29 protein-coding genes are annotated in these 23,335 nt (G+C 62.7%); 11 read left to right on the forward strand and 18 right to left on the reverse strand.

Annotated elements, in window-relative coordinates:
• Positions 1–6: 6 nt before the first annotated feature.
• The 5 genes from AC3YOG_RS02600 to AC3YOG_RS02620 form a co-directional block, all read right to left on the reverse strand.
• Positions 7–846, reverse strand: a complete 840-nt coding sequence (locus AC3YOG_RS02600; RefSeq protein ID WP_489933955.1) for an ABC transporter ATP-binding protein — start codon at positions 844–846, stop codon at positions 7–9.
• Positions 843–1,691: an ABC transporter ATP-binding protein gene (locus AC3YOG_RS02605; protein WP_127751762.1), complete on the reverse strand. Its 849-nt coding sequence runs from the start codon at positions 1,689–1,691 to the stop codon at positions 843–845. Before AC3YOG_RS02605 ends, AC3YOG_RS02600 begins: the two co-directional genes overlap by 4 nt.
• Before the next feature lie 3 nt (positions 1,692–1,694).
• Entirely contained in the window at positions 1,695–2,600 is a 906-nt protein-coding gene (locus tag AC3YOG_RS02610) for an ABC transporter permease subunit (protein WP_127751761.1), read from the reverse strand.
• Positions 2,601–3,608, reverse strand: a complete 1,008-nt coding sequence (locus AC3YOG_RS02615) for an ABC transporter permease subunit (RefSeq protein WP_127751760.1) — start codon at positions 3,606–3,608, stop codon at positions 2,601–2,603.
• Between the two features lie 100 nt (positions 3,609–3,708).
• Entirely contained in the window at positions 3,709–5,304 is a 1,596-nt protein-coding gene (locus AC3YOG_RS02620) for an ABC transporter substrate-binding protein (protein WP_489933956.1), read from the reverse strand.
• Between the two features lie 212 nt (positions 5,305–5,516).
• On the opposite strand from AC3YOG_RS02620, the gene AC3YOG_RS02625 reads away from it, so the two are divergent.
• Genes AC3YOG_RS02625 through AC3YOG_RS02635 form a run of 3 tightly spaced genes read left to right on the forward strand, consistent with a single transcriptional unit; the run spans position 5,517 to position 7,368 of the window.
• Positions 5,517–5,909, forward strand: coding sequence for a VOC family protein (locus AC3YOG_RS02625; protein ID WP_127751759.1), 393 nt, complete (start codon positions 5,517–5,519; stop codon positions 5,907–5,909).
• Complete coding sequence (locus AC3YOG_RS02630) at positions 5,906–6,415, forward strand: hypothetical protein (protein ID WP_489933957.1); 510 nt, start codon at positions 5,906–5,908, stop codon at positions 6,413–6,415. The genes AC3YOG_RS02625 and AC3YOG_RS02630 overlap by 4 nt, the downstream gene beginning before the upstream one ends.
• Before the next feature lie 11 nt (positions 6,416–6,426).
• On the forward strand, positions 6,427–7,368 hold the full coding sequence (locus AC3YOG_RS02635) for an aldo/keto reductase (protein WP_489933958.1): 942 nt from the start codon (positions 6,427–6,429) through the stop codon (positions 7,366–7,368).
• 3 nt (positions 7,369–7,371) lie between these two features.
• On the opposite strand, the gene AC3YOG_RS02640 is transcribed toward AC3YOG_RS02635, so the two are convergent.
• The 3 genes from AC3YOG_RS02640 to AC3YOG_RS02650 form a co-directional block, all read right to left on the reverse strand.
• The gene (locus AC3YOG_RS02640; RefSeq protein WP_489933959.1) at positions 7,372–8,310 is read right to left on the reverse strand and encodes a Gfo/Idh/MocA family protein; all 939 of its coding nucleotides are present in this window, start codon (positions 8,308–8,310) and stop codon (positions 7,372–7,374) included.
• Between the two features lie 68 nt (positions 8,311–8,378).
• The gene (locus tag AC3YOG_RS02645) at positions 8,379–8,735 is read right to left on the reverse strand and encodes a VOC family protein (protein ID WP_489933960.1); all 357 of its coding nucleotides are present in this window, start codon (positions 8,733–8,735) and stop codon (positions 8,379–8,381) included.
• Between the two features lie 11 nt (positions 8,736–8,746).
• Entirely contained in the window at positions 8,747–10,000 is a 1,254-nt protein-coding gene (locus AC3YOG_RS02650) for a glycerate kinase type-2 family protein (protein ID WP_489933961.1), read from the reverse strand.
• Between the two features lie 116 nt (positions 10,001–10,116).
• Between AC3YOG_RS02650 and AC3YOG_RS02655 the strand changes: the two genes are divergently transcribed.
• The 3 genes from AC3YOG_RS02655 to AC3YOG_RS02665 all read left to right on the forward strand — a co-directional run bounded on the left by AC3YOG_RS02655 (position 10,117) and on the right by AC3YOG_RS02665 (position 11,263).
• Complete coding sequence (locus tag AC3YOG_RS02655) at positions 10,117–10,818, forward strand: DUF1045 domain-containing protein (RefSeq protein WP_489933962.1); 702 nt, start codon at positions 10,117–10,119, stop codon at positions 10,816–10,818.
• Positions 10,819–10,887: 69 nt separating this feature from the next.
• Positions 10,888–11,034: a hypothetical protein gene (locus AC3YOG_RS02660; RefSeq protein WP_164854696.1), complete on the forward strand. Its 147-nt coding sequence runs from the start codon at positions 10,888–10,890 to the stop codon at positions 11,032–11,034.
• Complete coding sequence (locus AC3YOG_RS02665; RefSeq protein ID WP_172121958.1) at positions 11,021–11,263, forward strand: hypothetical protein; 243 nt, start codon at positions 11,021–11,023, stop codon at positions 11,261–11,263. The genes AC3YOG_RS02660 and AC3YOG_RS02665 overlap by 14 nt, the downstream gene beginning before the upstream one ends.
• Positions 11,264–11,296: 33 nt before the next feature.
• Here the strand turns inward: AC3YOG_RS02665 and AC3YOG_RS02670 are convergent, their stop codons facing one another.
• Complete coding sequence (locus AC3YOG_RS02670; protein ID WP_127751751.1) at positions 11,297–11,518, reverse strand: hypothetical protein; 222 nt, start codon at positions 11,516–11,518, stop codon at positions 11,297–11,299.
• Positions 11,519–12,013: 495 nt separating this feature from the next.
• Between AC3YOG_RS02670 and AC3YOG_RS02675 the strand changes: the two genes are divergently transcribed.
• Positions 12,014–13,069 (forward strand): LacI family transcriptional regulator, encoded by a 1,056-nt coding sequence (locus tag AC3YOG_RS02675; RefSeq protein ID WP_489933963.1) that lies wholly within the window; start codon positions 12,014–12,016, stop codon positions 13,067–13,069.
• On the opposite strand, the gene AC3YOG_RS02680 is transcribed toward AC3YOG_RS02675, so the two are convergent.
• Together AC3YOG_RS02680 and rirA are read right to left on the reverse strand one after the other, a co-directional pair.
• The gene (locus AC3YOG_RS02680) at positions 13,066–14,880 is read right to left on the reverse strand and encodes an ABC-F family ATP-binding cassette domain-containing protein (protein WP_489933964.1); all 1,815 of its coding nucleotides are present in this window, start codon (positions 14,878–14,880) and stop codon (positions 13,066–13,068) included. The genes AC3YOG_RS02675 and AC3YOG_RS02680 overlap by 4 nt on opposite strands.
• Positions 14,881–15,008: 128 nt before the next feature.
• Positions 15,009–15,503: an iron-responsive transcriptional regulator RirA gene (gene rirA / locus AC3YOG_RS02685; protein ID WP_127751748.1), complete on the reverse strand. Its 495-nt coding sequence runs from the start codon at positions 15,501–15,503 to the stop codon at positions 15,009–15,011.
• 215 nt (positions 15,504–15,718) lie between these two features.
• Here rirA and AC3YOG_RS02690 point away from each other — a divergent pair, with 215 nt between their 5' ends.
• Entirely contained in the window at positions 15,719–16,186 is a 468-nt protein-coding gene (locus AC3YOG_RS02690) for a 5' nucleotidase, NT5C type (protein ID WP_127751747.1), read from the forward strand.
• A 1-nt stretch (position 16,187) separates the two neighbouring features.
• Here the strand turns inward: AC3YOG_RS02690 and AC3YOG_RS02695 are convergent, their stop codons facing one another.
• The gene (locus AC3YOG_RS02695) at positions 16,188–16,568 is read right to left on the reverse strand and encodes a hypothetical protein (protein WP_489933965.1); all 381 of its coding nucleotides are present in this window, start codon (positions 16,566–16,568) and stop codon (positions 16,188–16,190) included.
• A gap of 116 nt (positions 16,569–16,684) precedes the next feature.
• On the opposite strand from AC3YOG_RS02695, the gene AC3YOG_RS02700 reads away from it, so the two are divergent.
• A complete protein-coding gene (locus AC3YOG_RS02700) occupies positions 16,685–17,437 on the forward strand; it encodes a Crp/Fnr family transcriptional regulator (RefSeq protein WP_489889285.1) in 753 nt (250 codons plus the stop codon).
• A gap of 143 nt (positions 17,438–17,580) precedes the next feature.
• The gene (locus AC3YOG_RS02705) at positions 17,581–17,751 is read left to right on the forward strand and encodes a hypothetical protein (protein WP_172121954.1); all 171 of its coding nucleotides are present in this window, start codon (positions 17,581–17,583) and stop codon (positions 17,749–17,751) included.
• 151 nt (positions 17,752–17,902) lie between these two features.
• Here AC3YOG_RS02705 and AC3YOG_RS02710 read toward each other — a convergent pair whose 3' ends face one another.
• Both AC3YOG_RS02710 and AC3YOG_RS02715 read right to left on the reverse strand, forming a co-directional pair.
• Positions 17,903–18,733, reverse strand: a complete 831-nt coding sequence (locus AC3YOG_RS02710; RefSeq protein ID WP_127751745.1) for a metallophosphoesterase family protein — start codon at positions 18,731–18,733, stop codon at positions 17,903–17,905.
• Positions 18,730–19,683 carry a diacylglycerol/lipid kinase family protein gene (locus AC3YOG_RS02715; protein WP_489933966.1) on the reverse strand — a complete coding sequence of 318 codons (954 nt, stop codon included), beginning with the start codon at positions 19,681–19,683 and terminating at the stop codon, positions 18,730–18,732. Before AC3YOG_RS02715 ends, AC3YOG_RS02710 begins: the two co-directional genes overlap by 4 nt.
• Positions 19,684–19,836: 153 nt before the next feature.
• On the opposite strand from AC3YOG_RS02715, the gene AC3YOG_RS02720 reads away from it, so the two are divergent.
• Positions 19,837–20,586, forward strand: a complete 750-nt coding sequence (locus tag AC3YOG_RS02720) for a phosphatase PAP2 family protein (protein ID WP_489889287.1) — start codon at positions 19,837–19,839, stop codon at positions 20,584–20,586.
• On the opposite strand, the gene AC3YOG_RS02725 is transcribed toward AC3YOG_RS02720, so the two are convergent.
• The 4 genes from AC3YOG_RS02725 to AC3YOG_RS02740 are packed head-to-tail and all read right to left on the reverse strand — an operon-like array spanning position 20,583 to position 23,217.
• Positions 20,583–20,756 carry a hypothetical protein gene (locus tag AC3YOG_RS02725; protein WP_164854694.1) on the reverse strand — a complete coding sequence of 58 codons (174 nt, stop codon included), beginning with the start codon at positions 20,754–20,756 and terminating at the stop codon, positions 20,583–20,585. The genes AC3YOG_RS02720 and AC3YOG_RS02725 overlap by 4 nt on opposite strands.
• A gap of 59 nt (positions 20,757–20,815) precedes the next feature.
• Positions 20,816–21,718, reverse strand: coding sequence for a tRNA pseudouridine(55) synthase TruB (truB, locus tag AC3YOG_RS02730; protein ID WP_489933967.1), 903 nt, complete (start codon positions 21,716–21,718; stop codon positions 20,816–20,818).
• Entirely contained in the window at positions 21,715–22,134 is a 420-nt protein-coding gene (gene rbfA / locus AC3YOG_RS02735) for a 30S ribosome-binding factor RbfA (protein WP_172121950.1), read from the reverse strand. The genes truB and rbfA overlap by 4 nt, the downstream gene beginning before the upstream one ends.
• Before the next feature lie 57 nt (positions 22,135–22,191).
• On the reverse strand, positions 22,192–23,217 hold the full coding sequence (locus tag AC3YOG_RS02740; protein WP_489933968.1) for a 2-hydroxyacid dehydrogenase: 1,026 nt from the start codon (positions 23,215–23,217) through the stop codon (positions 22,192–22,194).
• Positions 23,218–23,335: the final 118 nt, after the last annotated feature.

Here is a 23,335-nt window from a genome sequence, read left to right on the forward strand (position 1 = left end):
ACGGTTTTAGCTGGCCGCCTCCAATGCCGCCTTGCGCGCGAGCCGCTCCCTGATGCTGGCGATGTCCGTTCGGGGCGTCGCGGCAAACAGGGTCTTGGTGTAGCCGTGCTGCGGATCGCTGAACACCGCGTCGCGGGTGCCGTGCTCCACCACATCGCCGAAATACATCACCATCACCTCATCGGCGATATAGCGCACCACCGACAGATCGTGGCTGATGAACACATAGGTCAGGCCGAACTCTTCCTGAAGGTCTTTGAGCTGGTTGAGGATCTGCGCCTGCACCGATAGGTCCAGCGCCGAAACCGGCTCGTCGAGCACCAGGAACGAGGGATTGAGCATCAGCGCCCGGGCAATGGCGATGCGCTGGCGCTGCCCGCCCGAGAACATATGCGGATAGCGATTGAAGTGCTCGGGCCCAAGGCCAACCTTGAGCAGCATGGACATGGCCTTGTCCGCCCGCTCGGCCGCGCCCATCGAAGTGTTGAGCAGCAGCGGCTCGGCGAGCACGTCGCCGATCTTCTGGCGTGGATTGAGCGAGCCATAGGGATTTTGGAACACGATCTGCACCTTCTGGCGCATTTCGCGGGTCAGGGCATGGCTGGCATCCACCTTGGCGCCATCGATCAGAATCTCACCCGAGGTCGGGGGATCGATCAAGGTGATCATGCGCGCCAGGGTTGATTTGCCGCAGCCACTCTCGCCGACCACGGCAAGGGTGCGGCCTTTCTGGAGCGAGAAATTGACGCCCTTGACCGCATGGACGACCTTGGCCGGGCGGAATAGTCCGCCCGCCGTAACATAGTCGCGCGTCAGGTTCTTGACTTCCAGAACGGGGGTGCTCATCGGGCTGCCCCCGTTTCGGGATCAAAGGCGAAGTCCGCCACGGTGGGCAGCCGATCCCCGACAGCGTTTTCCGGCAAGGCCGACAGCAGCGCCTTGGTATAGTTGGACTGAGGGTTTTCGAACAAGGATAGCACGTCGGCTTCCTCCATCTTGTGGCCCTTGTACTGAACGATGACGCGGTCCGCCGTTTCGGCGACCACACCCATGTCGTGGGTAATCATGATCAGGGCCATGCCATGCTCGGCCTGTAGGCGCACCAGCAGGTCGAGGATTTGTTTTTGAATGGTGACGTCGAGTGCCGTGGTCGGCTCATCGGCGATCAGGAGCTTGGGGTTGCAGGCGATGGCCATGGCGATCATCACGCGCTGGCATTGGCCACCCGACATCTGGTGCGGAAAGGCGCCGAGGCGTTCGGCACCGTCGCGGATGCCAACCAGATGGAGCAGTTCCACCGCGCGAGCGCGCGCGGCCCGGCCATGCAGGTCCAGATGCTCGCCGAGCACTTCCTCGAGCTGAAAGCCAATGGTGAAACAGGGATTAAGGCTGGCGACCGGCTCCTGGAAGATCATGGCAATGTCCTTGCCGATGATCTTGCGCTTGGCCTGGGCGCTCATCCCGAGCAGGTCAAGGCCCTCGAACTCCATCTTGTCGGCGGTCACGGTAGCGGTAGGGGGCAGGAGGCCCATAACTGCCAACATGGCCACGGATTTGCCCGAGCCGCTCTCGCCCACAATGGCGAGCACTTCGCGGCTGTCGACGGAGACGTCGATCCCGTCCACGGCCTTGAACAGACCCGCGGAGGTGTCAAACGAGACGGTAAGATTACGAATGTCCAGCAGAGGCATGGGTCAGCTCCGCTTCAGCTTGGGATCAAGGGCGTCGCGCATGCCATCACCGATGAGGTTGATGGCCAGCACAGTGACGAGGATGGCGAGACCCGGGAATGTCACCACCCAGGGTGCGCGCAGGATGAACTCGCGCGCGGTGGCGAGCATGGTGCCCCATTCGGGCGTAGGCGGCTGGGCCCCCATCCCCAGGAAGCCCAGTGCCGCCGCATCGAGGATAGCGTTGGAAAAGCTCAGCGTGGCCTGCACGATCAGCGGCCCCAGGCAGTTGGGCAGGATGGTAACGATCATCAGGCGCAGGTGGCCGGCGCCCGACATCTTGGCGGCGGTGACATATTCGCGGTTCTTTTCCGCCATCACCGCTGCGCGCACCAGCCGGGCGAAGTGCGGCTGCAGCACCACCGCGATCGCGACCATGGCATTGAAAAGCCCCGGCCCGAGAATGGCGACCAGAACCAGCGCCAGCAGCAGCGAGGGAAACGCCAGGATAATATCCATGAGGCGCATGATCAGCGCATCGACCCAGCCGCCGAAATAGCCGGCCAACACGCCCAGGACCACGCCCACGACCAGCGCGCCGACCACGACAAAGAGGCCGATAAACAGCGAATAACGGGCGCCATGGATTAGTCGGCTGAGGATATCTCGGCCCACGGGGTCGGTGCCCAGCAGGAACCGTGGATCACCCATTGCGTCCCAAACCGGTGGCTTGAGGAGAGCGTCGCGAAATTGCTGGTCAGGCGAATGAGGTGCGATCAAGGGGGCAAAGATCGCCACCAGCACCAGGAGGGTGAACACGACGAGGCCGATAACGGCGCCGCGGTTGACGGAAAAATAATGCCAGAATTCGCGAAGACTGGCGCCCAGGTCGGCCTTGTCGGCGACGGGAGTGGCTTGCAACTGGCTCATCTACTTCACCCTGATGCGCGGATTGATGACGGCATAGAGCACATCGACGGCCAAGTTCACGGCCATGACGATCAGGGCAATCAGCAACAGGCCGGACTGCACCACGACATAGTCGCGCTTGGAGATGGAATCGATCATCCACTTGCCGATACCGGGCCAGGAGAAGATCGTTTCGGTGAGAATGGCGCCGCCCAGCAGCAGACCGACCTGGAGACCGATCGTGGTGATCACCGGAATCAGCGCGTTGCGCAGGGCATGGACATTAATGACGCGGCGTTGCGAGAGGCCCTTGGCGCGCGCGGTGCGGACATAGTCCTCGCCCAGCACTTCAAGCATAGCCGAGCGGGTTTGCCGGGCAATCACCGCAAGCGGGATAGTGCCCAGCACCACGGCCGGCAAGATCAGGTGGCGCAGGGCGGACACGAAGGCGGGCCAGTTGCCGTAAAGCAGCGTATCGATCAGCATGAAGCCGGTGATCGGGCGCAAAAAGAAGGTCAGCGCGATGCGTCCGGACACCGGGGTCCAGCCCAGATAGCCCGAAAAGAAGATGATCAACAGCAGGCCCCACCAGAAGATGGGCATGGAATAGCCGGTCAGCGCGATCCCCATGGTGAGCTGGTCGAACCACGAGCCGCGCTTGACGGCGGCAAAGATACCGGCCGGAATGCCTACGATCACCGCAAAGAGCATGGCCACGAGGGCCAGCTCGATCGTGGCTGGGAACAAGGTCATGAACTCAGTGAGCACCGGGCGCTTGGTGGCTAGCGACACACCGAAATTGCCCTGCAGCACGTTGCCCAGGTAATTGAAGTACTGCTGCCAGAGCGGCAGGTTGTAGCCAAACTGCTCGCGCAGGATCTCGTAGCGCTCAGGGGTTACGCCATGCTGGCCGGCCATGGCGAGAATTGGATCGCCCGGCAGAACACGCACAAAAAAGAACGCGCAAAGGGTGATGCCGATCATTGTCGGCACAATCAGCGCCAGTCGGCGCAGGATAAAGTTGAGCATGGGTTGGGTTCGGGGCCCCTTGTATATGGAAAACCTCGGTCCAGCCTGGACCGAGGTTCCATCTTGGACGGGCCGGCGCGCGGGGCGCCGGCGATGATCCTTATTCCTCGATGTCCACGCCTTTGAAGGAGTGGTTGCCCAGCGGGCTCATCTTGTAATTCAGGACGGTCTTTTTCATGGGCATGAACACCCGGCTATGAGCCAGAGTCATGGCGGGTTCTTCGGCCTTGAAGATTTCCTGGGCCTGGCGGTAGAGTGCGGCCCGCTCTTCCTGGTCAGAAGTGGTCTTGGCCTTCTGGATCAGGTCTTCGAATTCCTGGTTGCACCAGCTCGAATAATTGGACACGCCAATGGCCGAGCAGGAGAACAGGGTGGCAAAGAAGTTGTCCGGATCACCATTGTCCCCGGTCCAGCCGATCTGGAATGGACCCTTGCGGTCCTCGGCCTTGCCGCGCTCGCGATACTCGGTCCATTCATAGGTGACGATATTGGCCTTGACGCCAATAGCGGCCCAGTCCGACTGGATGAGTTCGGCAACGCGCTGAGCGTTTGGATTATAGGGACGCGAGACCGGCATGGCCCAAAGGTCAGTGGTCAGCTCGGTGATGCCGGCTTCGGCAAGCAAGGCCTTCGCCTTTTCCGGGTCATAGGTGTCGGCTGGAATTTCTTCGTTATAGGACCACATAGTGGGCGGGATCAGGTTCTTGGCGTCCTCGCCAGCGCCCTGATACACCGCCTCGATGATGGCAGCCTTGTCGATTGCCATGCTCAACGCCTTGCGCACATTGACATTGTCAAACGGCGCTTCGGTGACGTTGTAGGACATGTAGCCGATATTGAGGCCTTCCTGCTCCATCACGTTCAGGTTCTGGTCAGCCTGCAGCTGCGAGATGTCGGCAGGCGCCGGATAGGACATGATATCGCATTCGCCCGCGAGGAGACGCTGCGCGCGCACCGAAGGATCGGTGGTGATGGCGAATACCAGGTCATCGATCGGCTGCTTGCCATCCCAGTAGTCGGGGAAAGCCTGGTAGCGGATCACGGTATCGAGCTGATAATCCACCAGCATGAATGGGCCGGTGCCGACTGGCTGGGTGGAGAAGCTCGCCAGCTCGCCGGATGCTTCGAGCTGGTCGGCATATTCCTTGGAGACAATGGCTGCAAAGTCCATGGCCAGGTTGGCGATCATGGGCGCATTGGGTTCGGTCAGAACAAAGGTCACCGTCAGGTCGTCATCCTTGCGGATTTCCTGCAGGTAGCGGGCCATGTCCATGCCCTGGAAGTAATCCCAAGTCATCCCCTCGAGGTAAGCATACCACGGGCTGTCTTCCTTCCACTGGCGCTCAAACGAGAAGATCACGTCATCGGCGTTGAGGTCGCGCGTGGGGGTGAAATAGGACGTGGTGTGGAACTTGACGCCCGGACGCAGGTGGAAGGTGATCTCCTTGCCGTCCTCGGAGATGTCCCAGCTTTCGGCCAGGCCGGGAATGGTCGCCGTGCCGCCGGGCTCGAACTGCACCAGGCGGTCATAGATGGTGTGCGAGCTGGCGTCGAAATCGTTGCCACCGGTCAGCGGACCGGGATCGAAGTGAGCCGGCGAAGCTTCGGAACAATAGACCAGCTGCTTGGCCTGGGCCGCGCCGGCAGTCAGTGCGAGCACGGCGGTCGCCGCCAGCAGGCTCTTCATCAATGTCATATTTGGTGTCTCCCGGGACAGTTTTTTTGCGCCCGGTTTGCCGGCCGGGCTTAACGGTCAACAAAGCGTAGAAAACAAAGGAGCGCAATGGGGGAGTTTTACCGTTTGGTCAATGCTGTGACCCTGCGGCCTTTTTTCACAATGAAGGCGCCATCCAGCTCTTTGCTGGGCCCGCTCTTGACCGCTGCTTTGTAGCAGTGCTCCATCACGGCATGGCCCGATCGATTACAACAGTTACCCTGGTGGTCCGCGAATACGATGCGGCCATCGCCTATTACTGTGACCTGCTGGACTTCACGCTTCTTGAGGATACCCCGCTGGGCGGCAAGCGCTGGGTGGTGGTCGCCCCTAGGGAAAGCCGGGGCGTGCGGCTGCTCCTGGCCCGGGCAGATGGGCCCGAGCAGGAAGCCGCCATTGGCCGCCAAGCCGGCGGCCGCGTCATGTTGTTTCTCCAAACCGACGACTTCGCCGCTGACTTCGCCGCGATGACGGCAAAGGGCGTTCAGTTCCTTGAAGCACCCCGGCATGAGCCTTATGGAAGTGTCGCGGTGTTCGCTGATCTCTACGGCAATCGCTGGGATTTGATCGAAGCGAGGCCCCTATGATCCTGTTGCGTATAGTCTTGGCGAGCCTGCTGCTGCTCCTGCCCGCCCAGGGACAGGAAGAGGGCTGGCATTATTCTCCTCTTCCGGGCGAAGGCGACCGGGCGACCCTGGGCTGCGCGCTGCGCTCAACAGCCGAGGAGTTCAACTGCATCGCCGTGCGCTGCGAAGACGACTTCTCGATCGGCATCTATGCCCATACCAGCCGCACCGAGCCCCATGCCGGCGAGTGGCTGATCACCATCGACAGGGTCAACCGCCCGTTCCTTGCCGAAAAGGGCGAAGCACCTTATGGCGCCAGGCTCCCCGACCCTGAAGGGTGGCTGCTCCACAATCTCCAGAACGGGGCGGTGGCTTATCTGCATCCGCTCGCCGGCCCGCCCGCCCCGCTCAACTTCATTCCCCTGTCCGGCTCGCTCTACGAGATCAATCGTGCCCTGGCTTATTGCGTTGCCCCTGCCCCGGCCGAACCGAATGAGCCGCCGGGCGTTACCCCAGCGAACCCCTGAAGGAGAGCCCCATGGATCGTCGCCCGCTTGGCCGCAGTGAACTTGTGATCGAACCCCTGGTGCTGGGCGGCAATGTGTTCGGTTGGACCGTTGACCAGAACACCGGCTTTGAGGTGCTGGACGCCTTTGTGGACGAAGGCTTTACCGCCATCGACACTGCCGAAGGCTATCCCAACTGGGTGCCGGGCAACCCGCCGGGCCAGAGCGAAACCATTATTGGCGAGTGGCTCAAGGCGCGCGGCAACCGCGACAGCGTGCATATCTTCACCAAGGTCAACTCGGCCAAGAACCCCGGCGGCCTGGGCGCCGAGGCCATCAAGAGCGCCGTCGAAGACTCCCTGCGCCGGTTGCAGACCGATTATATCGACCTCTACCAGAGCCATTGGCCCGATCCGGATACCCCGCATGAGGAAACCCTCGCGGCCTATGATGTGCTGATCCGCTCGGGCAAGGTGCGCGTGATCGGTGCCTCGAACTACACCGCGGCCATGATGCGCGAGGCCCATGAGATTTCCGTCATCAAGTCCCTGCCCCGCTACGATGTGCTCCAGCCCCGCTTCAACCTTTACGACCGCGACGAGGTTGAGGGCGAAGTGCAGGAGATGGCGGAAAAGGGAGAATTCGGCATCATCTGCTATTATAGCCTGGCTGCCGGGTTCCTCACCGGCAAGTACCGCTCGGAAGCCGATTTCGGCAAAAGCCCACGCGGCGGCGGGGCCAAGAACTACCTTAACCCCAAGGGCGAAGCGATCCTCAAGGCGCTCGATGAGGTTTCAGCGGAGGTCGACGCTACCCCGGCCGAAGTGGCCCTCGCCTGGATCGTTGCCCAGCCAGGCATTTCAGCGCCCATCGCCTCGGCGACGTCCGTTGAGCAGGTCAAGAGCCTTGCCAAGGGCGTGCGGATCAAGCTCAGCGACGAGCAGGTGGAAGCCCTGACCGCCGCCGGACGCTAGCACCTACCACTCGAATGCCGGGCCGTTTTCCCGCGCGCCCAGCAGGAATACATCGGCCATCAAGCGCAAGGGAGCGGCGTCCACGTCGCTCTCGCCACGCTCCAAGAGCGCTGCGAACCGCTCATAGATCCCCTCATATTCTTCCGAGGGGTTCTGCACCACGATCTCGTCATCGACGCGCAGCACCGTGCCGCCCTTTTCCAGCTTGAGCACGTCGCCCCTTTGCGTCTCAAAACGGATCGTCCAGATCTCCCCGCTTTCCTCGAGCCAATTGAAGCCGGCGCTCATCTGGGGCTGATGCGGCTCGCCTGACTTGAAGGCGATCTCGACATCCACCGGCGTTTGCCGGTTGGAGGGGAAAGTCAGCTTGGCGCTTTGCACAAAGACCGGAAACGGCATCACCTTGGTGAAGATGGAAAGGGCATTGATCCCGGGGTCGCATACGCCGAACCCACCGGGCTCCCAGACCCAGTCCTGACCGGGATGCCATTTGCGCACGCTTTCGCGCCAGTCGATCCGCGCCGATGCCACGCCCTGCTCGGCCAGCAGCTCGCGCGTCCGGTCGACCGCGGCGTTGTATTGGGAATGCCACGTCTGGAACAGCACGCGATCGAGGCGCTTGGCCTGCGCCACTAGGTCATCGAGCTCGGAAATCGTGGTGGTGGGGGGCTTTTCCATCATCACGTCCTTGCCGGCCTCTAGAGCCTCGCGGACATATTGGTGACGAATGCCAGGGGGCGTGCAAACCGAGACGAGATCGACTTCCGGCATGGCGGCGTAGAGCTCGCCCGGCGTCTTGAACACCGGAACCCCGTTATGGCCAATGCCGCGCGTCGACACCGTCGCCGCAAGTTCGAAATGCTTGGACTTATCGATCACCGGCAGGTGCTGGTCCTGGGCGATCTTGCCCACCCCGATAACGGCAATCTTGCGCTTGGCCATGGTTCGGCTCCTCCATGAGCGGTTTAGAGCAGAGCCTTGACGATCTGCCAAGCCCGGCAGGCGGACCATCAGGGGCGAGGTGTGGCCGGCTCCCAAAGCTCGATCGCATTACCCTCTGGATCCTCGATGCGGGCGAACCGGCCGGTCTCGGGATGATCCCATTCGTCGGGCCGGGTTTCCACCGCGATGCCGGCGCTGGTCAGTTGCGCGATCATGGCGTCGAGGTCATCGACGCGGAAATTGAGCATCCACTGCTTGGCTGCCGGAAAATGATCGGTGTCCGCCGCAAAGGGCGCAAATACCGTCAGGCCCGCCTCCTGGTTCCACAAACCGGTCACGCCAAGATGCTGCTCATACCAGCTCGCGAGTGCCGCCTTGTCGCTCGCGCGAAAAAACACGCCGCCAATACCCACAACGCCTGCCATTCGCGTGCCCCTCAACGGATCAGGATTGCCCGGAAATCATTGACATTGGTGCCCGTCGGCCCGGTGACCAACAGGTCGCCAACGGCGGCAAAGGCACCATAGGCGTCATTGCTGGCGAGGGCCGCCAGCGGGTCGATGCCGGCATGGCGCATTCTTGTGGCCGAACTGCCATCACAGAACGCCCCGGCATTGTCCTCTGAGCCATCAATGCCATCCGTATCCGCCGCCAGCGCCGAAATCCCATTCACCCCATCCAGTGCAATGGCGAGCGCCAGCAGGAACTCGGCATTGCGCCCGCCCCGGCCATTGCCGCGCAAAGTCACCGTGGTCTCGCCGCCCGAAAGCAGCACAACCGGCTTGGCGAACGGGCGGTTGCGCTGGGCAATTTCACGAGCCAAAGCGGCATGAACCAGAGCCACGTCGCGCGCTTCTCCTTCCACCGAGTCCGAAAGGATTGCCGCTTCAACCCCCCGGCTCCGGGCGAGTTCGGCGACCTTTTCCAGCGACACCGCCGCCGACGCAATGGTGCGCACGGTGTGAGTTGCGAAGATGGGATCGCCGGGTAGCGGCGCGAGGTTTTCGTCACCCGCCAGCAGCAACGCCGCGGCGGGCGGCAATTGCAGGTCATAAAGCGTGGCATACTTCCGCGCCAGTTCGCGCGTCCCAGCCAGAGCGACCGTCGGGCCTGAAGCTACAATGGCTGGATCGTCTCCCGGCACATCGGACACGACGAGTGTCGCCACACGCGCAGGCGCCGCCAGTGCAGCCAGCCGCCCACCCTTGAGGGTCGAGAACTGGTTGCGGATCAGGTTCATCACCCCGATCGGGGCGCCTGAAGCCAGCAAAACGCGGTTGATGGCCTGCTCGTCATCCAGCGTCAGGCCCGGCGCAGGCGCCGGCAGCAGCGCCGAGCCGCCGCCCGAGATCAGCGCCACGACCAGATCGTCAGGGCCAAGCCCCGAAATTGTTTCGGCAATCCGCCGGGCTGCCAGAAAGCCCGCTTCGTCGGGCACCGGATGGGCGGCTTCCACGATCTCGATGCGCTCGCAGGGCGCGCCATAGCCATAGCGCGTGACGACCAGCCCCTTGAGCGGTCCGTCCCAAGCCGCTTCAAAAGCCTGCGCCATCTGGGCAGAAGCTTTGCCGGCCCCGACCACGACGGTGCGCCCCCGAGGCTTGGGCGGCAAGTTATCGCGAACCGCTAGAGCGGGTTGGGCCTGGGCAACGGCGTGCCCGAACCAGGCTTGGAGCAGGTCTCGATCCATAAGTGTGGCTTGTCATTCCTTGGGACGCTCGATAGCCACAACTTGGCGAAGCCCATCGTTACTGTCCAGCAGGCGCTACGCCCGCAGGCAGATATTCTATTCCCCGCGAGGATCTTATGGCTCCACGATATGCAATCTACTATGCGCCTGATGTGTCGGACCCGCTTTGGGCAAGAGCCAATCAGTGGCTTGGGCGCGATCCCGTCACCGGGAGCATGGTGCGCGAGCCCATCCCGCCGCTTGGCCGCGAGGAGCTCGACGGCCTCACCGTCTCGGCCCGCCGCTACGGCTTTCACGCCACCATCAAGGCGCCCATGGCGCTGGCCAGTGATGTCAGCGAAGCCGAGTTGCAGGATGCGCTGGCTCGCTTTGCGGCCGAGCACGCGCCGGTATACTTAGGGCGGCTCGAACTCGTTTCCTTGCACGGCTTCCTTGCGCTGATCCCGCAGGCAAACGAGGCTTTGCAGGATCTTGCGGCCCATGTGGTGGAAAGTTTCGAGCCCTTTCGCGCGCCGCTGTCGCTCAAGGATCAGGCCCGCCGCGCAGCGGCTGGGTTGACGCCACGGCAGCAGGAACTGCTCGGCGCCTATGGCTACCCTTATGTGTTTGAGGAATTTCAGTTTCACATGACCTTGACCGATCGGCTAGGTAAGGCCGATCACGACCGGGTCCTGGCTGCCGCCGAGGCGTGGTTTGCGCCCGTGCTGGCAACCTCAGTGCGGCTAGACCGGATTTGTCTTTTTGTTGAGCCCTCTCCAGGAGAGCCGTTCCGGCGAGCCACGGAATATCGGCTCCTCGACGGCGCGCTGGGCGTTTAACTCCGCGTATTGAACCGATCTTCGCTTATCGCGTTGGAAGTTGTTGGAGCCGGGTTTCAGGAGCTTTTCGTGTCCAAAAACGGACTTTACGTCGTGATCGGCATTCTGCTGGTCGCAGTTCTTGCCTTCGGCATCTACATCTATCAGCAACAGACACGCCCCGGCATCGAGGTCAGGGTGGACGAACAAGGGATATCGATCGATGGCAACGGATAATCCGGGTGCTGGCGAGGATCGCCGCGAAACCATAGCAGAGGTGATTGCCAGCGAGCTTGACCGGCAGGCGCATGACGGTGCCATTCGCGTCGATGTGCCGGCGCTGGCGGAAGCCATCGACGTCGCCATTGCCGCTGAACTCGATCCAACTCACGCCGCCGGAGCCGAACCAGCGCCGCTGGACGAGGGCAAGCGCCCCGAAGAGCTCAATTCCACCAATGATGGCTAAGACGGAGCTGGCGTCGCCAGCCCCTTGATCCCGTCAGTGGCCGTTGCCTTTATCAGCGCGCAAGGCCACTGACGCCGCGCGGCGTGCTGCTTCTATGGTTTCGAAATGCTGGCCATCGATGGCGAAGGCGGGCAGCCTGACCGCAACAAAGCGAAAGCCGCCGTTCTCAGGCACGACAATGCCCTGCGGCTCCCCGCCAACCTCGACAATGATGGGCCTGACGGTCTTGGCCCGGCCTAGATTCTTTTCCTGCATGGGTGGATGCTCCACTTGCGCGTCCGGTCAGCCCTTGGCTGGACCACAAACCCGCCGAGAGGCGGGGACGCTGGGCTTCTATCGGTCTTGTGAGACAAACGAGTGACGGGTGGTCACATTCGTTTGGAGCGACAGATTCCTTGCCAACGTTTGGCGCGGCGGAGCAGTTTGGCTACGGTCATGGAACCAGCATGGATGGTGAAGGTCGTCGATGATGTCATCTTCATTCCTCTCCTGCGGCGTTGACCCGAAGCAGTTTGGCTGCAACACCAAAATAACGCAGCCGAGCCGGAAAAGCCAGCTACAGTGACCCTGCACAAGCTGGTTTAGGCGAAAAAGCCTGCTCAACTTTCGTCTTGGTCCGGGACGCCACGCGCGACGGACTTCCCTTAACCGGCTATCGGCGCTAAGGCGTTGAAAGGTCCGACGCGATCTGATGGGTGTCGGACGATAACAGCGCAGCCGGGAGCCCGCCCGGCTCGGAGGAAGTTGCAAGTGTCCGAGCACAACCTGCCTGCCCCTGTGCAGCCCAAGCGGGGCGTCAAGCCGTCCGGCAAGCCCACCCTCAAAACCATCGCACAAATGACCGGGCTGGCGGTCACCACCATCTCGCGCGCCCTCAACAATGCCCCCGAGTTGGCCCAGGACACCCGCGAGCGCGTGCAAAAGATCGCAGCCGATATCGGCTACCTGCCTGATCGAGCGGCCCTACGCCTCAAGACCGGGCGCACCAATGTTCTTTCCTTGGTGCTCGAACCCGACGAGCAGATCTATGGCTTTGGCTCGTCGATCGTTGCCGGGCTAACTGAAGCGATGCGCAACACGCCCTTCCATCTCATCATCACGCCATTGTTTCGCAATGTGCCCTCGATCGAGCCGATCCGGCATATCGTTCGCAATGGCATGGCCGATGGGGTGGTGTTTTCCAAGGTGGAAACCTTCGACGACCGCATCCTCTTCTTGCTGGATAACGATTTCCCCTTTGTCAGTCACGGCCGCTGCCTGTGGCCCGAAGCGCATCCCTACGCCGATTTCGACAATGAGGCCTACGCCTATGGCGCGGTCAAGCGCCTGGTGCAGAAGGGGTGCCGCAAGGTTTCCATCGTGCTGCCCGACAGTGCGCTGACCTATACCGAACACCTCAAGACGGGAATGCTCCGCGCTGCCGGTGAGGCCGGCATCGAGTGCGAATTCGCCGCTGATGTCACCCTGGCCAGCCCGACCGACGCCATCCGCACTTATGTGATCAAGCGCGCCAAGCGGCCTAATCCTCCCGACGGCTATGTCGGAGCCTCTGAGCTCTCAGCCCTCGCCATAATCGGCGGTCTCAACGACAGCGGCCCCGTCGTGGGCCAAAGCGTGCATGTGGTGACCAAGCAAGCCTCTCCCCTCTTCGCCCAGTTTCAGCCCGGGGCCGAAACCGTGTTCGAGGACTTCAACAAAGCCGGCTTCAATCTGGGCTCGCTGCTGCTGCGGCGGATTGCGGGCGAGCCCGTCGAAGACCTGCACGCCCTCGACACACCCGTTTTCCCCTGGGCCGACGGCGCCTAGCCCTCGAGCGTTTCGCGCAGTTCCTCGAGTTCAAGCCATTGCTGCTCGGCGGTGTCGCGCCGGCTTTGGGCTGCGACCAGGGCCTTGGACTTTTCAGCAAATGCCGCGGGGTCGCGCGCATAAAGCTTGGGATCGTTCAGCGCCTGGTTGATCGCCTTGATCTCGGCCTCGAGCTTTTCGATGTCCTTGGGCAGGCTCTCGAGCGCATGCCGCTCCTTGAAGGAAAGCTTGCGCTTGCCGGTTGCCGCAGTCACCGGCGCCAGCGAGGTCTTGCCGGGGCGGTGGGTCGCCTTGGTTATGGGCGCGCGGGCATTAACCCCAGCGCCGCGCTGGATCACCATATCCGAATAGCCACCGGCATATTCGGTCCATATGCCATCCCCTTCGGCAATGATGATGGAGGTGGCGACGCGATCGAGGAAGTCACGATCGTGGCTCACCACCACAACGGTGCCGGCATAGTCCGAAACCATTTCCTCGAGCAGATCGAGGGTTTCGAGGTCGAGATCGTTGGTCGGCTCGTCGAGCACGAGGAAGTTGGATGGCAGCGACAAGGCGCGCGCCAGCGCCACGCGGGCCCGCTCGCCACCGGACAGCTTGCCGATAGGCGTATTTGCCTGTTCGGGCGTGAAGAGGAAATCCTTCATATAGCCCACCACATGGCGCGGCTCGCCATTGATGTGGATGGTGTCGCTGCCCCCGCCGGTCAGGGCATCCTTGAGGCGCGTTTCGGGCTGCAGCTTGGCGCGGCCCTGATCGAGCATTGCCATTTCCAGCGCCGCGCCCAGCTTGACGGTACCGCTATCGGGCGGCAGCAGGCCGGTTAGCATCTTGATCAGCGTGGTCTTGCCCGCGCCGTTCGGCCCGACAATGCCAATCCGGTCGCCGCGCAAAACACGGGTGGAGAAATCGGCGACAATCACCCGGTCGCCATAGGTCTTGCTGATGTTCTCGGCTTCGGTCACCAGCGCGCCCGAAGTGCGACCCTCGGACACTTGCATGTTGACCGAACCCGTGACCCGCCGCTGCTCGCGCCGGTTCTGGCGCAGTCCGGACAGGCGCTCGAGGCGCCCCACATTGCGCTTGCGGCGCGCCGTCACGCCATAGCGCAGCCAATGTTCTTCGCGCACGATCTGGCGGTCGAGCTTGTGGCGGTCGCGCTCTTCTTCCTCGAGCACTTCGTCGCGCCAGGCTTCAAACGCCGAGAAGCCCTTGTCCAGCCGCCGCGTCACCCCGCGATCGAGCCACACCGTGGCGCGGGTCAGGTCGGACAGGAAGCGACGGTCGTGGCTGATCAGCACCATGGCGGAGCGCATGGAGTTGAGTTCCTGCTGCAGCCATTCAATGGCGGGCAGATCAAGATGGTTGGTGGGCTCGTCAAGCAGCAGGATATCGGGCTTTGGCGCCAAAACTCGCGCCAGCGCCGCCCGGCGTCCCTCGCCGCCAGAAAGGTTTTTCGGATTTTCCGTGCCGGTCAGCCCCAGCGATTCCAGCAGATACTGGGCGCGATAAAGATCATCGCCCGGCCCAAGGCCCCCCTCGACATATTCGAGCGTGGTGGCAAAGGCGGACAGATCAGGCTCTTGCGGCAGGTAGCGCAAGGTGGCGCTGGGCTCCACGAAGCGAACGCCCCCATCATGCTGCACGTCGCCGGCCGCGATCTTGAGCAAGGTGGATTTGCCCGAGCCATTGCGCCCCACCAGCGCAATGCGCTGGCCCGGGGAAACAATCAGTTCGGCGCCCTCGAGGAGGCGCGTGCCGCCAAAGGTCAGTTGGATATTTTGTAGGGAAAGAAGCGGGGCAGCAGCCATAAGTCGTCCAAGCGTTTGGGCGCGATAAATTAAGAAGATGGGGGCGGATCAATGCGAGACAAGCGCAAAGGGCCGGTCGGGACGCGATGGTCCCAACCAGCCTAGATAAGGCAGCAGCGGACCTGTTGCTAGGCTGGGCTGGCTTCCGGCTCGATTTCCTCGATCTCGTCGGCTTGACCGACTTCCTCGAGCATCTGCAAGCCAAGCCGCTCGCGGATCGAGCGCTTCTTGTGCGCGAGATCGGCGATGGTGTAGCCTTCCAGCACGGTGAAGAACGCACCCAGTGCTTCGCGCAGGGCTCCGTTCAGGTCGCATTCGCCGATCAGGGGACAATCGGCCCCTTCTTCAAAGCACTCTGCCAGGGCGAAATTTTCTTCCGTCAGCCGGATCGTTTCAAGCAGCGTGATCTGGTCAGCAGGTTTGCCCAGCGTAATGCCCCCCTTGCGCCCGCGCACGGTGCGCAGCAGGCCATTTTCGACCAGGGGCTTGATCAGCTTGAACAAAAACAGCTCGGAAATGGCATAAGCGCGGGCGATGTCGGCAACGCGGCTCAGACCCGGCTCGTTAACTGCACAGTAAACCAGTGTGCGGATGGCGTAGTTGGATTGGCGCGTCAGTCTCAAGATCGACCTTTCTGTCCGCTCCTCTCGCGGAGCGCGGAGCGGCTGCATCGTTTGAACGCTGCACCTTATAACCATTCTAAAATGTGTCAACCAAACATGATGTCGCTATTCAACTTAGTTCACCGCCGCCATGCGCTGTCCTGCGCGATCCCCCTCATGCTGGGCAGGCGGAGCCACTTGCCCCGTTGCGCATTGAAGCGCTGAGGAGGACGGGGATGGCGCAGGTTTATCTGGATTGCGATGGCGTTCTGGCCGATTTCGACAAGGGGGCGGAGGCCATTTTCGGCATGTCGACGCGCGACTATGAACGCCGCCATGGCTTGGGCAAGTTCTGGAAGGCCCTAGCAACCGCGCCAGAGTTCTTCGCGCGGCTCGAACCCCTGCCTGACGCCATGGAGTTGTTCGACGCCGTCAAGCATCTCAACCCCATCATCCTCACCGGCCTGCCTCGGGGCAATTGGGCCGAGCCGCAAAAGCGGCGCTGGGCCGAGCAGCATTTCCCCGGCGTGCCGGTGATCACCACCAGCGCTGCCCTCAAGCGCGAACATGCCCATCCCGGCGATGTGCTGGTGGACGACCGCGACAAGTACCGGCATCTCTGGGAAGAAGCCGGCGGCATTTTCGTGCATCACCGCAGTGCCGCCCAGTCGATTGCCGAACTGCGCGAGCGCGGCTTTATCTGAGCTAGAACCGGCCGGGCAGCAATCGCACGCAAACCGGCTCGATGTCGGTCCAGCCCAGGCGAGCCAGGACTTCGTTGCTGTCGACTGGCTTGCGCCCGGCGCCTCGATCCAGCGACCAGGTGATGTGGTAGGTCCCGCCACCCGGCCGATCGCTCGTGCCGCCGATCCGCAGCACCAGGGCTTCCAAACCCACGCCGTCATCGACCCGGCCGATGATGTCGCCAGTTCGGTCCACGGGGAGCGCTGCCCAGGCGGGCGCCCCAAATTGCAGCGTCACATGGTGGGCAACCACATCAGGATAAACCGGCACGAAGCGGGCCAGCAGCGCCATGCGCTCGGACGGCACCAGCGTCCAGCCAATCACCAAAGGTTTCTTGCGCATCAGTGCGACTACTCCGGTTTTTCCTGCCCTTGTCCGATTGTAGAAAAAAGCGAACGACTTGCGCTTCTGTAAGTTATGTCTGCAGCCACTCTTTTCCCCTCTAGAAACGAGCCCCCGTGCCCAAATCGCGCCAGCCCTTGATGGGCAATTATTTGCTACGGACCATGCCAGCAGACAGCTTTGCTGCGCTTTATCCTCATCTCAAATTTTTGCGCCTGCCCACCAACACGGTTCTGGCCGGAGCAGGACAGGCTGTGCAGTGCCACGTCTTTCTGGAAGCCGGGCTCGCTTCGGCTGTGGCGCGCAGCGGGGACAACCAGATGGTCGAAGCCGCCCATCTTGGCCGCGAGGCGATGATTGGCCATCAGGCCTTGCTTTCCGTGGGCACCAGTCCCTATGAAATTTCCATGCAGATCGAGGGCAGCGGCTGGCAGATCAGCGGCGAAGCGCTGCGCCGGACCATTGGCGGGCACCATGCCACCATGCAATTGCTGCTCCGCTTCGTGCACGCGCTTGAATTGCAGATCATCCATTCGGTGGTCGCCAATGCCCGCTACAGCGTGCACCAGCGCCTTGCGCGCTGGCTGTTGATGACCCATGACCGGCTCGATCGCAACGATCTGCCCCTCACCCATGAATTGCTGGCCACGCGGCTCGGCGTGCGCCGCGCCGGGATCACCGACGCATTGCACACTATCGAGGGGCTCGGCGCCATCCGGGCCACGCGCGGCAATGTGCAGGTGGTCTCCCGTGCGACGCTTGAAGCAGTGGCCCAGGGCAGCTACGGCGTCCCGGAAGCCGAATATGAGCGCCTGATCGGGGTGCCGCTGCGGCGCGGCCAGCTCGCTCAAGTTAGTGCCGATCGGTAGGGAACGCCCCCGCCCCACGAGGGTTGTTCTCCCATGACCACCCAACAGTCGAGTTAATCGATGACCATCATGTTGATCGCTGTGACCACTGCCGTTCTTGCAACCCTGACTGTTGCTGTCGACGGCGATTAGGGAGTTCAGTCATGCCCAACCAAAATCCGCGCGGACCCGCTCAACCCATCGGCAAGGCGGTCGATGATGAGGATCCCAACTACAGCCCGGTTGCCGATCGTGCCCCCAAGCCGGCGGGGCCCCGTGGTGCCGCCGAACAGGCCGACAAGGACAATGAGCGCGCACAAAAAGGCGCACCATAAGGAACCGTTTGCGCGCCTGTGACGTTGAGATGCAGCAGTGGCCAACTGCGACCTCCAAAGAATAGCAAGACCCAGAGCCATGCACACAGCTCTGGGTCTTTTTTGCGCGCGGTTTGGCGCCCGGCAGCTAGGACGCCGCGCGCAATACCGCTCAAGCGGGCTCACTGGCCTTTTCGCGCGTCTTCCAGGTTTCACCCGCCCATTCGCGCACGGTGATGACGATCATGCCGTCCTTGAAATCAATGAGGTTGTAGGCATTAGGCTCACCGCGCAGCCGCGTGGAAATGGTGGAAGACGCCTGTGCCACCAAAATCGGCGCCACGGCGGATTTGCGCAGCCCTGTAGGCGCCCCTGCCTTGACCGCACCAACCGCCTCGTGCTTGCGCACGTAAGAGAGGTGGAAATGGCCCGATAGCACCAGCCGCACGCCCAGACGCGAAAAGGTCTCGAGCGCCTCGTCGGCTCGCTTGACGATCCGGGCCTCGGTTTGCTGCATGGGCTGGGTGGGATAAAGCAGTGGATGGTGGGCAACGACCACTCGGATCGCATCGGGAGAGGCCTTGCTGAACCGCTCCTCAAGATGCTCCAGCTGATCGCGCGAAATGGTGCCATGGCCCCAGTTCCATTCCAGCCGCATGCGGCGAGACGTGCGCATACCCACAAAGGCGACGCCATTGAGCTCCAGGAACGGCTCCAGCTCCTCAGCGATATAGCGGCGGTAAAGACCATAAGGGTTGAGGAACCGGCGTACCAGATTGATCGCCGGGACGTCGTGATTGCCGGGAACTGCAAAATAGGGCGCGCTCAGGGAATCGAGAAAAGCTCGCGCCGTAACGAACTCTTCCCGGCTGCCGACCTGAGCAAAATCGCCGCTCACCACTACCAGATCGGGCTGTTGCAATTCGATATCGGCCGCCAACCCTGCGGATATGCGTGTGTCATGCTTGCCGAAATGCAAGTCGGAGAGATGGACGACCTTCATGGAGCCAGCCCCTCCTCCAAGGGGAGGGGCGCATCGGCGGGCGCTTCGGGGGCAGCCGGCGCCAGCACCGAAAGCGCCAGGGGCAGGATCTTGAAATGCAAGGGCGTCGAGAAGGTCTCGACCTCTCCGTCCAACATCACCTTGAGCGCCTTCTTGCGAGTTTCAATAGTCAATTCGTCAACGCTTTCAATGGTGAGAGCCTCGTCGTCACGCCACCGTCCGAGCAACATGCGCGCTGTCAGCCGCGCCACGTCACCCAGATTGAGGTGCTTGATCACATAAAGCGTCAGGCTCCCGCGATCCAGCCGGTTACGGGCAAAGAACTTGCCGAACCCCTCCTCATAGGCATTGCTCGACACGGCAATGGACTGCACCCGCTCCACCCGCGCCTCGCCCGAGCGCGGCACGATGCGCACGGCCATGCGCCGTGCCCGCGCCAGGCGGCGAGTGAAATAGCGGAAAAAGGCGATCTTGGTGCCGATGCTCATGGTGCCGCGAATATGCTCGCGCCCGGCTGCTACCCCGGGAATGGTGCCGATGACGACCTTATGCAGGAAGGTTTGCCCGTTGATCTGCCCCACATCGATGCGGCGAAGCTCGGCGGTTTGCAGCTGCTTGACCGCGTCGGGCACGGTGAGGGGCAGATGCAGGTCCCGCGCCAGCAGGTTGACGGTCCCGAGCGGCAGGATGGCGAGGTTCTTGTCCGTCCCGACCAGCGCATGGGCGAGCGCCGTGATCGTGCCATCACCACCGGCGGCCACTATGGTATCGGCGGGGCTTTGCAGCGCCCGCTCGATGCGTTCCTTGAAGGGCGCGTCGCCGTCGGCGTCGATAGTGGCCTCCAGCCCCGCCTCGGCGAACATGGCCGCCAGCGTCTCACCCGTCGTGCCGGTTGCATGGGCCGTGCCGGCATTGGTGTTAAGGATCACGTGGAAATGTCGTTCGACCATCAGTGTCGCCCGCTGAAAGAAGGGGAATCGCTGTCACACAACGGTGAGAGCGCGCTATGGTTCAATGCAGCGGCGTCGCACCACAAGGCTCACCTGCGATTGTGGAACATCGCGACCTCCGGCGGCGTTGCTCGCCCACCAATAGAGGCAAACATGGCAAGATCGCTTTCCCAATTGTTGAACCTGCGCAGCGTCATCAACTTCGCTCGTGGGGAAGCGAGTGTGCTGGCTGGCATCGCCGTGGTGAGCGGGCTTGTGCTGGCGTTTCTGTCACTGGCCGACCAGGTCAGCGAAGGCGATACCGAGGCTTTCGACACCGCCCTCCTGATGTTGTTCCGCACGCCCGACCCGAGCCATCAGTTGATCGGGCCGCTGTGGGTGCAGGAGATGATGCGCGACGTCACCGCGCTGGGCAGCTTCGCCTGCCTCGGGCTCCTTGTCGTGGGCGTGGCGATCTATCTGGTGCTGGCAGGCCTGCGCCATGCGGCCCTTCTCATGGTGGTGTGCGTGCTGAGCGGCACGGCGCTCAGTACCTTGCTCAAGATGGGTTACGACCGTCCCCGCCCCGATCTTGAATCCTTTACCCACCAGTTCACCTCGAGCTTTCCCAGCGGGCACTCGATGCTCTCGGCGGTGACCTATCTTTCGATCGGCGCGCTGCTGGCGCGGCTGGCACCAACACTGGCGCTCAAGATCTATGCCCTGAGCGCTGCGGTTTTCCTAACCCTCTTGGTCGGGTTCAGCCGGCTTTATCTTGGGGTGCATTTCCCCAGCGATATTCTGGCCGGCTGGTGCATTGGCGCCGCTTGGGCGCTGCTCTGGAGCGTTATTGCCATCTGGCTGCAAAAGCGGGGGCATGTCGAGCAACCCCCCGCTGAAACGTTGAGCGACCGGACGGCCTAGGGGCCGCCGGCCACCGAGCCGAGCACGGCCATCACCAGATCATCGAGATTGACGTCGCCTTCGACGCGCAGCCGATCGTCCTGGGCGGTGACTTTGAGCTTGTCAGGCTGGTTGCTGGCTTGGCGCTGCAATTCGCCAATAATGGTTTCGCGCAATTTGTCTTCAATCATCTCTGCCTCCTGGTTGTGCACCATTAAGCCGAGGCAAAGGGTGGGGTTCCCTCGCCGTCTCAGTTAAAGACGCGTCGCGGCTGGAACTGGCCGAACTGCACCGAGCCAGTGGCAATGGCCCTACCGGCATGGCTGGCCCAGGCTTCATCCAGCGTGACCGGGGCGCGTGCGCCGGTCAGCAGCACCGCATTGCCGTGGCGCACCGCATTGGCCTGCAGCGCATCGAGCCGCAGCTCGGGCAGCTCCACCAGTCCCGCCGCAACCGGCAGGAGCATGGCGTCGCGCGCCTCCAGCTCAACCGCTTCGAGCTGCTCGATGGTGATGGCGTCAGCATCGGTGAAGGGCCCGACGGCCGCGCGGTGCAGCATACCCACATGGCCCCGCGTGCCCAGAGCTTCGGCGATGTCACGCGCGAGCGAGCGTACATAGGTCCCCTTGCCGCAGGTTACCTCCAGCACCGAGCGTTCCGCGCCATGCTCCATCAGCTCGATAGTATCGATCTGCACAGGGCGAGGCGCCAGTTCCACCGCTTCGCCAGCACGCGCAAGGTCATAGGCGCGCTCGCCATCGATCTTGAGCGCCGAAAAAATTGGCGGGCGCTGCAGCAATTCGCCGGTGAACCGGGGCAGCACCGCACTCAGCTCGGCCTCGGACGGCCGATGCTCCGACTGGGCCACGACCGTGCCTTCGGCATCGTCCGTGGTTGTCGCCGTGCCCCACTGAATGGCAAAGCGATAGCGCTTGGTGCCGTCCTGCACCTGCGGCACCGCCTTGGTGGCTTCCCCTAAGGCGATAGGCAAGATGCCGGTCGCGAGGGGATCAAGCGTGCCGGCATGGCCAGCCTTGGCCGCGCTGAACAGCCAGCGCACCTTGCCGACGGCCTGGGTGGAGGTCATGTCGAATGGCTTGTTGAGCACCACCCAACCCGAAACGGGGCGCTTGACGCGCTTGGGGGCACTCACGCTTGCGTATCGTCCTCGTCGTCCTCGCCGGCCTGCAGGTCGCGCTGCACGCGATCCGAGCGCAGCAGCGCATCGATCCGGCTGGCTTCCTCGAAGGTTTCGTCGACGAAAAAGCGCAGCTCGGGCGCAAATTTCATGTTGATCTGCGGCGCCACCTGGCCGCGGATGAACTTGCGATGCCGGTTCAGCGCCGCCACGATCTCCTCGGCATGCTCGCCGCCCAGCGGCATCACATAAGCATTGGCGATCTTGAGATCATTGCTCATGCGCACTTCGGGCACGGTAATCACGGCGCCATGCAGCGCATCGTCTTCGACGTCGCCGCGCGCGAAAATGGCGGCCAGCGCGTGCCGCACCAGTTCGCCGACGCGCAACATGCGCTGGGTTGGCCCGAGGGGTTTTTGGTCTCTGCTCATTGCGGCCCCATAGGCCCTCGCCGGTTGCTAGTCAACGCCCCAGCGCCTGCCGCCTGCTCACGCGCTGGCGAGGCGAGCGGGTTTGGGCACGCCATCGGGCAGCACGCGATGGGGCGGCTGGTGGCCATCCATGAAGGCGCGAATATTGACGATCACCGTTTCTCCCATCTCCACCCGCGCTTCGATCGTCGCGGAGGCCATGTGGGCGGTTAGAACGACTTTGTTGTTTTCCGCCAGCGCCAGGAGCTTGGGATTGATGCCCTGGCGATGCTCGAACACATCAAGCGCAGCCCCGCTCAAATGGCCCGCTTCGATCGCCGCCACCAGCGCTGCTTCGTCCACAAGTTCAGGTCGCGACACATTGACCACGAAACTGCCCGCGCGCATCCGCCCGAGCCGCTCGGCGCCCAGGATCTGGAGCGTTTCGCGCGTCAGCGGCGTATGGAGCGAAACAATATCGACCGCCCCGAGCATGGCATCGAGATCTGGCCAGAAGGTTGCCCCCAGCGGCGTTTCGAGGCCCGGCGGGCGCCGGTTGCGCGACCAGTAATGGATATTGAGCCCAAAGGCGCGGGCGCGCTGCGCCACCGCGGTGCCGATCCGCCCCATCCCGACGATCCCCAGCGCCTTGCCGCGCAGGCGGTGCCCCAGCATGGAGGTCGGCGACCAGCCCGCCCAGGCGCGATCGCGCATCAGCATCTGGGTGCCTTCCACCAGCCGGCGCGGCAGCGCCAGCATCAGCGCCATGGCCATGTCAGCGGTGTCATCGGTCAGGACGCTGGGGGTATTGGTGACGGTGAGCCCGGCGGCCCAGGCTGCTTCCACGTCGATATTATCCACGCCATTGCCGAACTGGGCGATCATGCGCACCGAAGGGGGCAGTGCGGCAATCAGCGACGCATCGATCCGGTCGGTGATGGAGCATACCAGCACATCCTTGCCGATGCAGCCTTCGGCGATGTCGGCGGGCGCGAGAATGCCATCAGCCTCGTTGACGTCGGTCTCGAACAATGTCGCCATACGCGCCTCGATCGCTTCGGGCAGGCGGCGGGTAACGAGGACTTTGGGTTTCGTGCCGGTCATGCAGTCCCGATGCGTGGCGGAGGACAAGGCCTTCCGTTTTCAGCGACCATTAAGGATCATGCCTTAGTGATAGGACAAATGTATTCCTTGTGCAAAGTCATGTTTAGCGTGTTCCGCA

The sequence above is a fragment of the Devosia sp. Z6_126 genome (assembly GCF_058133495.1).

Bases quoted from the DNA above. Each gene is read 5' to 3' on its own strand.
- AC3YOG_RS02740 (WP_489933968.1), bottom strand. From the start codon at position 23,217: ATGACCGGCACGAAACCCAAAGTCCTCGTTACCCGCCGCCTGCCCGAA.
- AC3YOG_RS02605 (WP_127751762.1), bottom strand. From the start codon at position 1,691: ATGCCTCTGCTGGACATTCGTAATCTTACCGTCTCGTTTGACACCTCC.
- AC3YOG_RS02710 (WP_127751745.1), bottom strand. From the start codon at position 18,733: ATGAAGGTCGTCCATCTCTCCGACTTGCATTTCGGCAAGCATGACACA.
- AC3YOG_RS02695 (WP_489933965.1), bottom strand. From the start codon at position 16,568: ATGCGCAAGAAACCTTTGGTGATTGGCTGGACGCTGGTGCCGTCCGAG.
- AC3YOG_RS02690 (WP_127751747.1), top strand. From the start codon at position 15,719: ATGGCGCAGGTTTATCTGGATTGCGATGGCGTTCTGGCCGATTTCGAC.
- AC3YOG_RS02720 (WP_489889287.1), top strand. From the start codon at position 19,837: ATGGCAAGATCGCTTTCCCAATTGTTGAACCTGCGCAGCGTCATCAAC.
- AC3YOG_RS02640 (WP_489933959.1), bottom strand. From the start codon at position 8,310: ATGGCCAAGCGCAAGATTGCCGTTATCGGGGTGGGCAAGATCGCCCAG.
- AC3YOG_RS02725 (WP_164854694.1), bottom strand. From the start codon at position 20,756: ATGATTGAAGACAAATTGCGCGAAACCATTATTGGCGAATTGCAGCGC.
- rbfA (WP_172121950.1), bottom strand. From the start codon at position 22,134: ATGAGCAGAGACCAAAAACCCCTCGGGCCAACCCAGCGCATGTTGCGC.
- AC3YOG_RS02635 (WP_489933958.1), top strand. From the start codon at position 6,427: ATGGATCGTCGCCCGCTTGGCCGCAGTGAACTTGTGATCGAACCCCTG.
- AC3YOG_RS02715 (WP_489933966.1), bottom strand. From the start codon at position 19,683: ATGGTCGAACGACATTTCCACGTGATCCTTAACACCAATGCCGGCACG.
- AC3YOG_RS02650 (WP_489933961.1), bottom strand. From the start codon at position 10,000: ATGGATCGAGACCTGCTCCAAGCCTGGTTCGGGCACGCCGTTGCCCAG.
- AC3YOG_RS02670 (WP_127751751.1), bottom strand. From the start codon at position 11,518: ATGCAGGAAAAGAATCTAGGCCGGGCCAAGACCGTCAGGCCCATCATT.
- AC3YOG_RS02625 (WP_127751759.1), top strand. From the start codon at position 5,517: ATGGCCCGATCGATTACAACAGTTACCCTGGTGGTCCGCGAATACGAT.
- AC3YOG_RS02645 (WP_489933960.1), bottom strand. From the start codon at position 8,735: ATGGCAGGCGTTGTGGGTATTGGCGGCGTGTTTTTTCGCGCGAGCGAC.
- AC3YOG_RS02705 (WP_172121954.1), top strand. From the start codon at position 17,581: ATGCCCAACCAAAATCCGCGCGGACCCGCTCAACCCATCGGCAAGGCG.
- AC3YOG_RS02630 (WP_489933957.1), top strand. From the start codon at position 5,906: ATGATCCTGTTGCGTATAGTCTTGGCGAGCCTGCTGCTGCTCCTGCCC.
- AC3YOG_RS02665 (WP_172121958.1), top strand. From the start codon at position 11,021: ATGGCAACGGATAATCCGGGTGCTGGCGAGGATCGCCGCGAAACCATA.
- AC3YOG_RS02655 (WP_489933962.1), top strand. From the start codon at position 10,117: ATGGCTCCACGATATGCAATCTACTATGCGCCTGATGTGTCGGACCCG.
- AC3YOG_RS02610 (WP_127751761.1), bottom strand. From the start codon at position 2,600: ATGAGCCAGTTGCAAGCCACTCCCGTCGCCGACAAGGCCGACCTGGGC.
- AC3YOG_RS02680 (WP_489933964.1), bottom strand. From the start codon at position 14,880: ATGGCTGCTGCCCCGCTTCTTTCCCTACAAAATATCCAACTGACCTTT.
- AC3YOG_RS02615 (WP_127751760.1), bottom strand. From the start codon at position 3,608: ATGCTCAACTTTATCCTGCGCCGACTGGCGCTGATTGTGCCGACAATG.
- AC3YOG_RS02620 (WP_489933956.1), bottom strand. From the start codon at position 5,304: ATGACATTGATGAAGAGCCTGCTGGCGGCGACCGCCGTGCTCGCACTG.
- AC3YOG_RS02600 (WP_489933955.1), bottom strand. From the start codon at position 846: ATGAGCACCCCCGTTCTGGAAGTCAAGAACCTGACGCGCGACTATGTT.